10 protein-coding genes are annotated in these 14,663 nt (G+C 51.8%); 5 read left to right on the top strand and 5 right to left on the bottom strand.

What is annotated here, in order from left to right; translation table 11 throughout:
- Window positions 1-68 precede the first annotated feature (68 nt).
- Together DZC79_RS08165 and DZC79_RS08170 are read right to left on the bottom strand one after the other, a co-directional pair.
- Window positions 69-1,088: a T9SS type A sorting domain-containing protein gene (locus DZC79_RS08165; protein ID WP_118951073.1), complete on the bottom strand. Its 1,020-nt coding sequence runs from the start codon at window positions 1,086-1,088 to the stop codon at window positions 69-71.
- Window positions 1,089-1,169: 81 nt separating this feature from the next.
- A complete protein-coding gene (locus DZC79_RS08170) occupies window positions 1,170-1,640 on the bottom strand; it encodes a peroxiredoxin (RefSeq protein WP_118951481.1) in 471 nt (156 codons plus the stop codon).
- Window positions 1,641-1,930: 290 nt separating this feature from the next.
- On the opposite strand from DZC79_RS08170, the gene DZC79_RS08175 reads away from it, so the two are divergent.
- Window positions 1,931-4,777, top strand: coding sequence for a M16 family metallopeptidase (locus DZC79_RS08175; protein WP_118951482.1), 2,847 nt, complete (start codon window positions 1,931-1,933; stop codon window positions 4,775-4,777).
- 76 nt (window positions 4,778-4,853) lie between these two features.
- Here DZC79_RS08175 and DZC79_RS08180 read toward each other — a convergent pair whose 3' ends face one another.
- Together DZC79_RS08180 and DZC79_RS08185 are read right to left on the bottom strand one after the other, a co-directional pair.
- Window positions 4,854-6,110, bottom strand: a complete 1,257-nt coding sequence (locus DZC79_RS08180) for a DUF445 domain-containing protein (RefSeq protein ID WP_118951074.1) — start codon at window positions 6,108-6,110, stop codon at window positions 4,854-4,856.
- Between the two features lie 45 nt (window positions 6,111-6,155).
- Window positions 6,156-8,297 carry a heavy metal translocating P-type ATPase gene (locus tag DZC79_RS08185; protein ID WP_118951075.1) on the bottom strand — a complete coding sequence of 714 codons (2,142 nt, stop codon included), beginning with the start codon at window positions 8,295-8,297 and terminating at the stop codon, window positions 6,156-6,158.
- 175 nt (window positions 8,298-8,472) lie between these two features.
- On the opposite strand from DZC79_RS08185, the gene DZC79_RS08190 reads away from it, so the two are divergent.
- A complete protein-coding gene (locus DZC79_RS08190; protein WP_118951076.1) occupies window positions 8,473-9,546 on the top strand; it encodes an endonuclease/exonuclease/phosphatase family protein in 1,074 nt (357 codons plus the stop codon).
- Here the strand turns inward: DZC79_RS08190 and DZC79_RS08195 are convergent.
- Window positions 9,524-10,618 (bottom strand): glycosyltransferase, encoded by a 1,095-nt coding sequence (locus tag DZC79_RS08195; RefSeq protein ID WP_118951077.1) that lies wholly within the window; start codon window positions 10,616-10,618, stop codon window positions 9,524-9,526. The two genes, DZC79_RS08190 and DZC79_RS08195, sit on opposite strands and share 23 nt — an antisense overlap.
- Before the next feature lie 253 nt (window positions 10,619-10,871).
- On the opposite strand from DZC79_RS08195, the gene DZC79_RS08200 reads away from it, so the two are divergent.
- The 3 genes from DZC79_RS08200 to DZC79_RS08210 all read left to right on the top strand — a co-directional run bounded on the left by DZC79_RS08200 (window position 10,872) and on the right by DZC79_RS08210 (window position 14,624).
- Complete coding sequence (locus DZC79_RS08200) at window positions 10,872-11,111, top strand: hypothetical protein (RefSeq protein WP_118951078.1); 240 nt, start codon at window positions 10,872-10,874, stop codon at window positions 11,109-11,111.
- Window positions 11,112-11,216: 105 nt separating this feature from the next.
- Window positions 11,217-13,637, top strand: coding sequence for a TonB-dependent receptor (locus DZC79_RS08205; protein WP_157977006.1), 2,421 nt, complete (start codon window positions 11,217-11,219; stop codon window positions 13,635-13,637).
- Window positions 13,638-14,174: 537 nt separating this feature from the next.
- Complete coding sequence (locus tag DZC79_RS08210; protein WP_198666827.1) at window positions 14,175-14,624, top strand: Hsp20/alpha crystallin family protein; 450 nt, start codon at window positions 14,175-14,177, stop codon at window positions 14,622-14,624.
- The last annotated feature ends 39 nt before the right edge of the window (window positions 14,625-14,663 follow it).

Raw genomic sequence — 14,663 nt, forward strand, 5'->3', positions numbered from 1 at the left:
CCGCAATAAAAGAAAGAGAAGTCAAGTTTTTAAAAACTTGACTTCTCTTTGCTTTTAAGGAAACGTTGTTATTGTACCGCAAACTGGCCTTTAACCGATTGCTGGCTGCGGGTGTTGTGCAACGTATAGAAATAGCTGCCTTTGGCCCATCCGCTCAGCGATTGCTCGTTCACCAATTGCTTCAGCTGCTGCTGATGCACTGTCCTGCCGGCGATATCGCAGATGGTCAGCGTATAATCTTCGGCGCGCTCGGCGGTATTCAGGTTGAAATAGATCGAACGGGAAGCGGGATTGGGATATACCAGCACCACATCACCGCGGAATACCGGCTGGCGGATCGACACCACATCGCTGGTCGTCATGCTCACATCGTCCACCAGCAAAGTGTTCCCGGCAGTACGCACGGTGTTCTCGTCAATTATAGCCGAACTGGAAAAAGCAACGATCAGGGTGTCGGTAGCTGTTACAGCAGGATCGGTATAAATTACATTGGCTGTCGCCTCTACATAGCTATTTGCCGCATTGGGATTGATCATGACCGCAGCGTTACCGATAGCGACCATAGTATCCTGGCCCCCTGCGGTCTTCGCTTTCTTCATTGCTAAAACGATTATGGAAGCCCTGTCCTGGTTGCTGCCGTCGAGCCTTACCCAGGCTTTTACGTTTTCTACTTTCTTACCCAGCACAGGTGTGCCGCCGGTATACTTCACATAACTCAGGAAGTTGGACAGATCAGGATTGCCGCCGATAGCGCCCAGGTCAATATTAATTTTGGCGTTCAGCAGCAGGCCAGGCACATTGCCTACTGTATCGCCGAGGAACTTGGTTGTTACCTGGGCCGCAAAAGAGCCGGAATGCGCTTCCGTGCTTTTCGACAATTGTTTTTTGGGAGTAATATCCACCAGCAACAAGAGTGGCCCCAGCTCGTTGATGGTGGCATCTGATCCTGTCCAGCCGTCAGGATGTTCCAGCTGCAGCAGGCCGCTGGGCCCCGTCCAGGCCTCAAAACCTGCATTGGTAAAGGTTTGCGCCTGGCTGCTTAAGGTTGCGGCGGTAAGGCAGGCCGCCATAAGTAATGTTTTCTTCATTGCTATCGTTTTATAGGTTTTATTGGGCAATATGGGATGAATACAAGGCCGGACCGGCGTTTACCGGCTCCGGCCGGTCACTTAGTTCAGCTGGCTCAGGGTACGTTGCACCGCATCGAAATCGGGCAGCTTGCCGGCATCTTCCAGCACTTCTGCATACTGCACCACACCTTCTTTATCGATCACGAATGCCGAGCGCTTGGATACACCTTTCATACCCAACACAAAGTCGTCGTACAGCGAGCCGTATGCCGCAGAAACATCTTTGTTAAAGTCGCTGAGCAAAGGAAAATTATAGCCCTGCTCCTTCTTGAATTTATCCAGTGTAAAAAGGGAATCGACAGAGATCGCCAATACCTGCGCATTGAGGTTATTGTACGCCGTCATATTGTCCCTGAGCGAGCAAAGCTCGGCGGTGCATACCCCGGTAAAAGCCAGGGGGAAGAAAAGGATCACCACATTCTTTCCTTTGAAATCGCTCAGCTTCACTTCCTGCTTATCGCTATCGCGCAGGTTAAAATCGGGGGCCTGCTGCCCTGCTTGTAATGCCATAATATTTTTTTTAGAATTCAAAAGTAAGGTTTACGGTGAAATAAGTAAGGCTTCCTGCTTTTCCCAACAGTCCTTTCATAAAAGTTTTACAATAGCAGCCCTGGCATAACCAAACTCCCTTATACTTTGCTTAAATGCAGCGACGGCACCTAAAGTTGCCCGGAACATTAAAAAAGCAGCGGACAGGCGATCGTGCTGCTGTGCTCCCAACCAATATTTTTCGGAACTTCACGACCCCGGCAGGCAAGAATACCTTTCCGCCGGTGCACACACAATCAAATCCAAAACAAATGAAGAAAACGATTCTTTCTATTGCTGCTGCAGCACTGCTGCTGGGCCCCGCCATCCTTCACGGGCAGGCCAGGCTGGTAGAGAAAGTTACTCAAAAAGGCAAAGAGCTGGTCATTCCCTATGAGCGCTATGTGCTTCCCAACGGGCTTACCCTGCTGATCCACGAGGACCACAGCGACCCCCTCGTGCATGTAGATGTTACCTATCACGTGGGTTCGGCACGCGAGGAGATCGGCAAGTCGGGCTTTGCGCATTTCTTTGAGCACATGATGTTCCAGGGCTCAGATAATGTAGCCGACGAGCAGCATTTCAAGGTGATCACCGAAGCTGGCGGTACGCTCAACGGCACCACCAACCGCGACCGGACCAATTACTTCGAAACCGTACCCGCCAACCAGTTGGAAAAGATGCTGTGGCTGGAAGCCGACCGCATGGGCTTTTTGCTGGACGCGGTGACGCAGCAGAAATTTGAAGTGCAGCGCGCTACTGTAAAAAATGAACGCGGCCAGCGCTACGACAACCAGCCCTATGGCCTTGTAGGCGAAGTAACGGCCCGTAACCTGTATCCCTACGGACATCCTTACTCCTGGCTGACGATCGGCTATATTGAAGACCTGAACCGCGTCAATGCCCAGGACCTTAAAAACTTTTTCCTGCGCTGGTATGGTCCTAACAATGCCGTGCTTACGGTAGGCGGTGATGTGCAGCCCAGGCAGGTAATCGCCTGGGTGGAAAAATATTTCGGCTCCATACCCAAGGGTCCTGAAGTGAAGCCGGCAGCAATTCCCTTACCGGTATTGGACAAGAACCGTTACGTCTCTATGACGGATAATTATGCCAAGCTGCCGATGCTCCGCATGACTTACCCAGTACCGCCTGCTTTTCATAAGGATCAGCCTGCGCTGGACTGTCTGGCCCGGATCCTTGGCGATGGCAAAAGCTCGCTCTTCTACAAGAACATGATCAAGACCGGAAAGGCTGTCAATGCTTCTGTAAACAACAATGATCACGGCATCGAGCTGTCAGGGGAGTTTATCGTCAGCGTTACCCCCTATCCCGGCCAGAAACTGGCCGATATGGAAAAGCTGGTGCGGGAAACGTTTGCCGAATTTGAGAAGAAGGGTCCATCGGATGAGGATATCGCCAAGTTCAGGAACAGCTCCGAGGCCGGTCTGATCTATGGCCTGGAAAGCGTTGCGGGGAAAGTATCCCAGCTTGCAGCCTATTATACGTTTACCGGCAACCCTAACTATATCGGCAAGGAGCTGAGGGCCTATACCTCGGTTACCAAAGAAGATGTGATGCGGGTGTACAACCAATATATCAAGGGAAAACATGCCGTTATCCTCAGCGTGCTGACCAAAGGCAATGAAAGCAATAAAGCCGGCGAAGATAATTATACCGTTTCCCATACCGGCTATAAAGCCCCCGCTTACGGTTATGAAAAGCTGAAATACAATAAAGCCAAAGACAACTTCGACCGGAGGCAGATGCCGGGCGCTACCCAGGCTGTGGTCGTGAAAGCGCCGGCTTTCTGGCAGGGCGCCATTGATCCATCCATCAAGGCAATCGGCGCACAGACCAGCGAAGTGCCTGTTGTTAACCTTGTCCTTCGCTTCAAGGGCGGTAAAATGACAGACCTCGCCGACAAGAACGGTACCGCCAACCTGTTTGCAACGATGATGAACGAGGATACTAAAAACTACAGCGCAGAAGCCTTCAGCCAGGCGCTGGAACAGCTGGGCAGCAGCATACAGGTATTTGCCGGCGACGATGAGATCGTGGTGCAAATGCGCTGCCTTTCCCGTAACCTGGATAAGACGATGGCACTGCTGGAAGAAAGACTGCTGGGGCCGCAGTTCACGGAAGAAGACTTCAGCCGCAATAAGAAAAGGCTGACGGAAAGCGTGAAAAACATGCTGAACCAACCTACTTATGTTGCCACTACTGTTTACAACCGTTTGCTGACCGGCCCCGACAACCCGCTGGGCAGGCCAACAACCGGTACCGAAGCCACCATCGCCAACATTACGCTGGAAGATATAAAGAACTACTACGATAACCGGTTTACCAGGATCGGCGCTGAGGTTGTGGCAGTAGGCGACGTCACGCAGCAGGCCATACTGGGTAAGCTGGCTTTCCTGAAGCAGCTTTCCAATGTCGAAGTGATGCCGTCGATGCTGCCCCAGGCGCCTGCGATAGAAAAGACCAAAGTCTATTTTGTGCATATCCCCGGAGCGGCGCAGACCGAGTTCCGCGTGGGAACTGCCAGCGATATGCGTTATGACGCGACCGGCCCCTTTTACCGGTCAACCGTGATGAACTACCCGCTGGGCGGCGCTTTCAACAGCCGCCTTAACCTGTACCTGCGCGAAGACAAGGGCTGGACCTATGGCGCGCGCTCCAATTTCAACGGCGACAAGTACGACGGCGATTATACCTTCAGCGCCGGCATCAAGGCCGCGGCAACCGACAGCGCCTTCAATGATGTGCTACGCATCCTGTCGGAGTATAAAGCCAATGGCGCTACTGCTGAAGAGCTGTCCTTCACACAGAACAGCATCACGCAAAGCGAGGCCCGCAAGTATGAAACCGGCATTCAGAAAGCCGGCTTCCTGGGCAATATCCTTACCTACGATCTTCCTGCCAATTATACCGAGCAGCAAAATGCCATACTGAAAGGGCTCACTGTAGCGGATATGAAATCGCTTGCAGCACAACATCTGCCGGCTAAAGACCACCTCATCGTACTCCTGGTAGGCGATAAGGCCAACTTCGCCGATCAGCTGAAAGCAAAAGGCTACGAGCTGGTAGAGCTGGATAAAGAAGGAAAAACAATACAATAAAGCGTTAGTAAACGACAATAGTCGCAACAGGGTGCTGCTTCTTTCCGGAAGCAGCACCTTTGTTTTATAGGAAGCGCTAGCTCAGTAAATGCGTAATGGCATAGATCAGCAGGCCGACCAATCCACCGACCAGCGTACCGTTGATCCGGATAAACTGCAGATCTTTTCCTACTTCCATTTCCAGCTTCTGGCTCAGCTCCCGGCCCTGCCAGTTGCCTACCGTATTGCTGATGAGCAAGCCGACATTTTCCGTATTCCGCAAAATATACTTATAGGCTGTAAGCCTTACCCAGTTATCGATACGCGCCCTGAGGGCTGCGTCCTGCTTCAGGCTTCCGGCCAGCTCATCGGCTGTACGGCTGAAGTAGCGCAGCATAGCGGAATCGTTATCCGACAGTTCGCTGATAAGTGTCTGCTTCAACGATTGCCATATATCCGTTGCATACTTATTGAGATGCTCGCCCGAGACCAGCCTTTCTTTCAATTGTTCAAATTCCTGCACCCATTTCTCACCGGCGCGCAGGTCGGATACAAACTGTTCGAGCTGCTGTCCGATCTCTTTACGGATCTTGTGCTCCTTATCTGTTTCCACCTCTTCGAAGTAGCGCGACAGTCCGGAAGATATTTTAGCAGCCAACTTATTCTCGACAAACCTGGGCACAAAGAAATAGCTTTCCTCTTTTACCTTATCCTGGATCATCTCTTCATTCTCCCCGATGAATTGCCGTATGCGCGCGGCCAGCGTGGTAATGAGCTGCTCATGCTCTTTCTTATCGAGAAAATACTGCAGAGCGCCCGCCACGACCTGGTTCAGCTGAACGCTGCCGATCAGCTCGGCGCCTTTACGTGCGATAAAACCCGCCACGGCGGCATCATCCATTTTCTGCACAATATCTTTCAGCACCTTTGCCGTTTCGCTCACCAGCAGGGCCTTGTTCCTGGCGCCCGACAGCCATTCGGCGGCATAAGCCGATACCGTTAGCTGCTGTATGTAGGGTCTTATATTTTGCGGTGTCAGGAAATTCTGGACGACGAAATTGCCAAGATTATCACCTATGCTTTTCTTGCTTTTTTCGATCAGGTTAGTATGCGGTATCGGCAGGCCGAGGGGGTGATGGAATAAGGCCGTTACAGCAAACCAATCGGCAAGCGCGCCGACCATAGCCGCTTCTGAAAAGGCTTTCACATAGCCGATCCAATGTGAAGTGTCCGTACGGGAAAGCCAGGTCATGAGGGCATACACGACCACCATCAGCAGGAACAATCCTGTAGCCAGTCTTTTGTGATAACGTAGCTGTTTTATCTTATCAGCGCTTCTTTGCTGTGCATTCATAGCTTAAAGATATACGCTAAAGACAATATAGCCTGCTTTTTGTTGTCAGCGCTGGTCGATCTTACGATAGTTGAGCCGCAGAGAGTTGAGCACCAGGATCACGTCGCTGAAGGCCATAACAATGGCCGCCCATACCGGCGACAAATAACCCATGGCTGCCAGCGGAATGGCCAGCACATTGTAGAAAAAGGCCCAGAAGAGATTTTGCTTAATGGTCTGGTAAGTATATCGGCCCAGGCGGATCGCCGCAGGCAGGCTGCTCAGCCGGTTGCCAGACAGGATCACATTGGCCGACTGCATGGCCACTTTGGTAGCATCGCTAAGTGAAATACCGACCGTCGCTTTAGCCAGCGCCGGCGCATCATTGATACCATCGCCGACCATAGCCAGCGGACCTGCTGCACGCAGCTCATCAAGACGGGCCATTTTTTCTGCGGGACGCTGCCCGGCAAAGATGCGACCGATGCCCAGCATCTTTCCCAGCGCGGCAACCTTCTCCTCCCGGTCGCCGCTCAACAGCACCGTTGTATAGCCATCGACGTGCAGCTGGCGGATCGTTTCGGCCGCATCCGGCCTCAGCTCATCATCCAGGCACAGACCGCCTACCCACAGCCCGTTCCGCAGCAGGTGAACATCATAACGCTCCTTATCCTTAGAAGATCCGTTCAACAGTTGCAGCGATCCAAGCTGCCAGTGGTTGCCGGCTTCATCAGTACCCTGTATACCTTCGCCTTTTTGCTCATGTATGTCCCGCAAGGTTACCAGGGGCACATCTTTCCAGGCTTCCAGGATTGAGCGGGCGATGGGATGCGCCGAATAATGCTCCAGGCTTACGATCACCGACCGGAACTCCTCCTCCGGCATGCCTTCCGTATGAAAAGCGCTGATCTGCAAAACACCGGTTGTGAGGGTTCCCGTTTTGTCGAATACGACCTGCTTGATCTCTTTAAAACGCTCGAGCGTATCCCCACCTTTGACCAGGATACCCTTACGCGCGGCACGCCCCAGGCCTACAGCAATGGCAGCTGGTGTAGCCAGGCCCATAGCGCAGGGACACGCGATCACCAGCACTGCAATGCTACGCATCATGCTTTGCGCCATCGGTACACCAGCAGCAAAGTAATTGACCAGGAAAGCTGCTATGGCAATGCCCAGCACCAGCGGTACGAATACGGCGCTGATCTTGTCGGCCAGCTTCTGCATCGGCGGCTTGGCTGCCTGCGCCTGCTGCACCAGCCTGATGATTTCCGCCAGGGCTGTAGCCTCTCCTACAGCCGTCGTCCTGATCCGCATATTACCGGCAGCCACAACCGCACCGCCGGTGACCGTCATGCCCGTTGCTTTCTGCACGGGCAGGCTTTCGCCGCTCAGCATGCTTTCATTCACCATGGCCGTACCATTGATCACGATACCGTCGGAAGGAATACTGTCGCCATCATTTACCAGTACCACATCACCCAGCTTCAGCAGTTTGCTTTCCACGGTCATCACCATTTCTTTCCCTATGCTGTCGGTCATCACTACCCTTGCGGTGGAAGGCTGCAGCGCTGCAAGGGCTTTGATGGAGGAGGTGGTGGTCTTCACCGTGCGTTCTTCCAGCCAGTTGCCGACCAGCACAAAGGTGATGATAGTCGCTGTGGTCTCAAAAAACAAGTATTGATGCGCTGCTCCCGGGAAGAACAACATGCCTGCAAGGGAGTAAAAGAAAGCTGCGGAAGCACCCAGAATGATGAGCACATCCATATTGGGAATGCCGTTGCGCAGTGCGCGGAAAGCGCTTCGGCCGAAATGCAGCAGGCCTATGCCGTATACCGGGAGCACCAGCAGGAGCTGCAGCCACGGGCGGTTCAGCAGGCTATCGTGCCCCAGAAACATATGCAGCAGCAGCGGCGCGGTAAACAAGGCGCTGATGAGGAGCAGGCGCCCCAGCCCCACATGCTGATGCCCGTGATGATGATCGTGCTCATGACCAGCGGCGTCAGGTTGGATCACCTGGTAGCCCAGCTGGCCGATGCCTTTATAAATGCGTTCTACATCCACCGTTCCGGCAGCTGTAAACTGCAGCTCGCCCGAAGCGGCATTGGCTTGTATATGGCTTACGCCCTGCTTTTCCAGGTAACGGGATATCGTCAATGCACAGTTGCCGCAAGTCATACCACCTACCTTACAACGAAATGTCTGCTCCATCGCTCAGCATTCTTTTTTGATAAAGCAAAGGTACGCCTGCGGCCTATGCAACACTATTGCAATGCTTCCTGCAGCCGCGGCATATTAAGGAATCATTATTTCCCTGCCAATCTTCTCAATCCCGTATCTTTTTGCTTGTTTTGCACTTGAATTCGAACAAAACATTATATCATTGATGCGTTTACCTTCTTTAAAATGGCTGTTGCCGGCCACTTTTTTTATCTCCGCCCTACCCGCTTTTGCCCAAAAGAAGACCTACCAGATCAGCGCGGTCGCTTTCTATAACCTGGAAAATCTTTTCGACACAGAAGATGATCCGAAGAAATTCGATGAAGAATTTACGCCTACCGGCGCTTACCACTACACGGAGGAGATCTACCGCAAAAAGCTGCACAACATGGCTACCGTGCTGTCGCAGCTGGCAACGGAAAAAAATCCTGACGGCCCGGCCTTTATCGGTGTAGCGGAAATTGAAAACGATAAGGTGCTGCGCGACCTTGTCGCGCAGCCCGAGCTGAAAAGCCGCAACCTGCGGATCGTTCATTTCGAATCGCCCGATTCAAGGGGTATCGATGTGGGCATGCTGTATAATCCCAAATATTTTAAAGTGCTCAACGCAAAAGCGCTGCCCGTCGATATCGAGGAGAATGGCAGGAAGGAATATACCCGCGATGTGCTGTACGTGACCGGCAAGCTGGGCGATGATACTTTCCATGTTTTCGTGAACCACTGGCCTTCCCGCCGCGGCGGAGAAGCGGCTACCGTGTGGAAGCGTGCCAAAGCCGCACAGGTGAGCAAAGATGTGATCAACAGTATCGCTGCCACCAATCCCGATGCCAAGTTCATCATTATGGGCGACCTTAACGACGACCCCGTAGATCCCAGCGTGGCCAAGACTTTAGGCGCTACGGGCGACAAGAGCAAAGTAAAGCCGGGCGGCCTGTTCAACCCCTGGGTGGATTATTACCAGCGGGGTATCGGTACCCTGGGCTATAACGACAGCTGGAATCTCTTTGACCAGATCATTATTTCCTACGGCTTTATCAAACCACAGGCCAGCAAATGGCGTTACTACCAGGCGGAGATCTTCAACCGTAAATTCCTGAAGACACAATTCGGCCAGTACAAAGGCTATCCGCATCGTTCTTTCTCCGACAACAATTGGATCGACGGCTACAGCGATCACTTTCCTACGATTATTTACCTGGTGAAAGAGGCGTCCGACGTTAAAGCGGAGGCTGCGCAATAAGCGCAAGAAAAGGCGCTATTACGCTTACCATATTTTCATTTGTCCCCAAAGGCCTTAGTGGTGTATATGCCGCCGCTAAGGCCTTTGGTATATCCTGTCCCAGCTGCAGCTGCCGCTGGGACACGGCGCTGAAGTAATGCTTCTTTGCGAGGTAGCGTGCCAGGTATTCCTGTTCGCTTTGTCCCGGCGTCGGTATCAGCAACGCTTTCTTACCCAGGACGGCCAGATCCATTACGGTGGAATAGCCGCTGCGGCAAACCAGCAAGGCGGCTGCTGTGATTTGCTCCAGCAGGGCTTCTCCGCTGAGGTGCGTATGGTAAGTAATGTGTGCCGGCAAAGCCTGCGGTACTACAGCGCCTGGCTTGCCCGCCACAACTACAAATGTATACTGCGTGAGCAGCGCAGCCTGCTCCAGTATCAGCCGCTCCAACTGGCCGCGCATGGGCTCGGGCCCCGAGAGCAGCACGAGGATCGAGGCGCCTGCAGCAGCCGGCTGATGGCAACCCATGAATTGCGAGAGGATGCCGATATATGTAGCCTGGCGGGGCAACAACCCCGGGTGGGCAAGCTTGCCAGACAAGCCGCCGTCGCGCTCCGCATCGACTACCCAGCAGGCATCGAAGCGTTCCAGCAGGTGATAATGCAGCCGGCGCAGGCCCGCATCGGTAATATCGCCCAGGCCGCTTTGTACCTGGAGCTGATGAGTAAGGATCACACAAGGCAGCTGCGCGTGATACAAGCCGTAACGGTTGTCGGAAATGACCAGGTCGAAATGATGCTGCGCCTGCTGGTCCTTCAGCCAGCGATGCTCCCTCCGGATAGCCGATAAGATGCGAGGTACCTGAATCAGGATACGCATCGTGAACCATGTCTTACTTTTGCTATAGCGGATACCATAACCTTTAAGCGGCAGCAAGGGCAGACGGGGAAAATTTTCCCTCAAAAGGATAGCCGCGGCGCCTTCTGCAGCGGCTGTTACCTTATGGCCCTGATCAAGCAAATACCGGATAACCGGGATGCAACGGGTGGTATGTCCCAGTCCCCAATCCAGTGGCGCTATTAATATTTTCAATGACGCAGCCAATTCAATTTTTGATTAACTTTACAAAAGTAAGGGATCAAATATACCCGTATTCTTATGAAGCGTATTTCGAAAGCAGGATATTTTTTAGTGATCGCGCTGGGATTAGGATTGTTATTGGAAAGCTGCGCCAGCTCCCGCAATTGCGGCTGCAATGATCTCAGCAGGATTAAAGCTCCCAAAAGCCATAAAAGAAATGTTTATTAGGTAAGGCATACGGCTTTGCCGGCCTTAACGGGTCGTTATGTACGGACGTAGTGAGAAAATATGGAAGCAATACCCGCAGAACATCACTGCGGTCAACAATAAAGAAGCACTTTACCTGCTTCATTACCTGTCCTATGTCCGCATTACCAAATGTCATCTGGGCCTGACGGAGATCATCGATCTTCAGCGGTACCGGATCATCCGGAAGAAGCACATGGTCAGCCGCATGCTGGCCGAAAAAGACCAGCTCTTTCTTTTCCCTGTGAACAAGAACTGAGATTTTGATCAACATAGCGTGGCCAGGGCCTCCGGCTCGCTTTCAGCGTATAGATTTCCGCAATAAAATTCGTTTTTTTTCGTTTTCTTTGGCATTGATATGCCTTTGAAAAAATCTCTACTCCTCCTGCTTTGCTGTATCGGCTGCGCCTTCGGCAGCTGGGCGCAGAACGCTACGCTTACCGGCAGGATCACTGACGAAGATAATGTTCCCTTGTTCAAGATACCGGTCGAAGAAACCGGCACCGATAACGTTGCCTTCACCGATAGCAGCGGCCAATACAGCATTTCCATTCCTGCAGGTAAAAAGATCAGCTTCCGCATTGCCTTCCTGGGCTTCGAGCCGGAAGCTTTTTCCGTAAAAGCCACAGAGGGCGCCGCGCTCACACGCGACATCGTGATGAAACGCTATTACAACAATATGCTGGGTGAGGTCGAGGTGAAAGATAACCAGACCCGTCATGAAGCGGGTAATGTGGTGGTGAACCTGGAGAATGTAGACCTGAATCCCGGGCCTGTAGGCGGGGTGGAAGGCTTGCTGAAGACCTTGGTCGGCTCCAACAATGAGCTGACATCGCAATACACCGTGCGCGGCGGCAACTTCGATGAGAACCTGGTTTATGTGAACGACTTCGAGATCTATCGTCCGTTCCTGGTACGCAGCGGCCAGCAGGAAGGCTTAAGCTTTGTCAACTCCGACCTCACAGCGGGTGTTAACTTTTCTGTTGGCGGCTTCCAATCCAAATATGGCGATAAGATGTCGTCGGTGCTGGATGTGACTTATAAGCGTCCCAAAAAATTTGCCGGCTCGGTCATGCTGAGCCTGCTGGGCCTGCAGGCCCATGTGGAAGGCGCCACCCGCAACAAAAAACTGACCTACCTGCTTGGTGTAAGGCAAAAATCCAACCAGTACCTGCTGCAGTCGCAGCCGACCAAAGGACAATACAATCCTTCCTTTACCGATATACAGGGCCTGATCAATTACCGCTTCAGCGATCGCTGGGAATTGGAACTGATCGGCAACTATGCCCGCAACCGCTTCAGCTTTCAGCCGGAAGAAAGCGTCGCTGCGTTTGGTTTTGTGAACGAAGCCTACAAGCTGCGTACTGTTTTCCAGGGTAATGAGCGCGACCAGTTCGACTCCCGCTTCGCCGGTCTTTCCTTGTCTTTCCGCCCGACGAAGAAAAGCAAGATCAAGCTTCTGGCTTCTGGCTTCCAAACCAATGAGCACGAGACTTACGATATTTATGGCGAATATGCTTTCTATGCCCTGGAAGCCGACCTGGGCAAGCCCGACTTCGGCCAGGAAAAATACAGCCTGGGCACCGGTGTGATCCACGATTTTGCCCGCAACTATCTTACGGCCAATGTAGGCACTGTGGCGCTCCGCGGCACGCATGATCTCGACAAGCATTACCTGCTATGGGGACTAGATGCGACTTATGTCAATGTAGAAGATAAGTTGCTTGAGTGGCAGCGCCGCGACTCTGCGGGCTTTAGCCAGCCTTTTGACACCAGCGCGATACGCATGGCCAAGACGTACAGAGCCAACAACGATCTTGATTATACCCGGTTCTCCGCTTTTCTTCAGGATAATATCCTGCTCAGCGATATCATGACGCTGACTGTAGGGGTGCGTGCCAACTATACCGCCCTGAACAAAGAGCTGATCATCAGCCCCCGCGTCCAATATTCCCTCAAGCCCAAGTGGAACAGAGATGTGGTGTTCCGGCTATCGACGGGCCTGTATGCGCAGCCGCCTTTCTACAGGGAGATGCGCGATATGGAGGGCAACCTGAATACAGAGCTGAAAGCCCAGAAGTCGTATCATGCCGCAGCGGGGCTGGATTACAATTTCAAGATGTGGGGTAACCGTCCGTTTAAGGTTACCGCAGAAGTTTATTATAAGCAGCTATGGGACCTGGTACCCTACGAATACGATAATGTGCGCATCCGCTATTATGCCAACAACAACGGCAAGGGCTATGCCTATGGCGGTGAAGTGCGCCTGTTTGGCGACCTGGTGAAAGATGCGGAATCATGGGTGAGCGTAGGCTATCTTAAAACGGACAATGCGATTCTTGATCCGGCTACAGGCACCTATTCGCAATATTTCCCCAGGCCAACCGACCAGCGCGTCAACTTCGGTATGTTCTTTTCCGACTATCTGCCCCGCAACAAGAACTTCAAAATGTTCCTTAACCTTATGTATGCGACCGGCCTGCCCTTCAGCCCTCCGGATAAAGGGCTTGATCCGGCTTACCAGCTACGCATCCCCGACTACAAGCGTGTAGATATCGGCTTCTCGGCATTGCTGATCGACGGCACTAAGAAAAACCGTCCGGCCTTCAGTTTCTTCAGCGCCTTTAAATCGGTATGGCTTAGTGCAGAAGTCTTCAATCTGCTGGGCATACAGAATACGCTTTCTTACCAATGGATACAGGACTACACCAGCAACCGCCTTTATGCTGTACCCAACAGGCTTACAGCCAGGCTGATCAACGTAAAGCTGGCGGCCAAGTTTTAGGTAAGCACTACAACGTCGTTCTATAAAAGAAGAAGAGAAGCATAAAGGCTTCTCTTTTTTTATGTGTCCTGTAATAACAGATTGCTGTCTTGCCTTTACCCTGAAACGAGTACCTGCAAATGTTTTCAGGTATTGAACGCTTGCAGGTAAGGATAAACAGGTATAAGCATGGCAAATGCTTTCCGAAGCAATAAAGCCATGCTTTATCTTGTTCGCAGCGATATAAAAAAACCGCCCCGGCGAAGAAGTCCGGAGCGGTAGAGCTTTACTTACTAACCCATCGTAAGTAAGGCAAATTTCAAAAAAAAGAACGGTAAAATGAAATGTTTTTTTTGTAATATCACCCATTTCTGCTTAAAATTCAGCATTCATGCCTGATCTTCATTCTGAAAAAATCAAAAATGACATTTCGTCATTAAATCTCATTTGCAAATGACAATAAGTCATAAAATTTTCACTGGTACAGGTTTTGCTCTACAGCTTTCAAACAAAAGGTAATCCTTTAAAAATTTTAATTCAAACTTAAATCTAATGAAAATGGTAAGAACAAATCATTTCCTGCCCCGTACATTCAATGGCCTGGTTGAAGATATCTTTAACGGTAATGCGGCCCGTTTTTTCCGCGATGATGCGGGACATGATGAATGGGTACGCCATAGCTACCAGGTGCCTGTAAACGTAAAAGAAAACGAATCGGGCTATACCCTTGAAGTGGTTGCACCCGGCGTGGCCAAGGAAGACCTCAAGCTCCAGGTGAACGACAAAGTGCTGACCCTCTCTTTCGAGCTAAAAGAAGGCGAACAAAAAGAAGAAGGCAAATGGCTGCGCAGGGAGTTTAAGCATCGCTCTTTCAAACGCAGCTTTACGCTCGGCGAACAGGTAGACACCGAAAAGATCACTGCTGCCTATAACAACGGTATCTTATTGCTGACCCTGCCGAAGAAAGAAGCCGTTATTGCAACCAACAAAGTGATCGATATCCAGTAAGCGGTTTTTGCCCACCGGGTTTCATCTGTCAGGGAGCTG

Source organism: Taibaiella helva, assembly GCF_003545695.1.
GTDB lineage: Bacteria > Bacteroidota > Bacteroidia > Chitinophagales > Chitinophagaceae > Taibaiella > Taibaiella helva.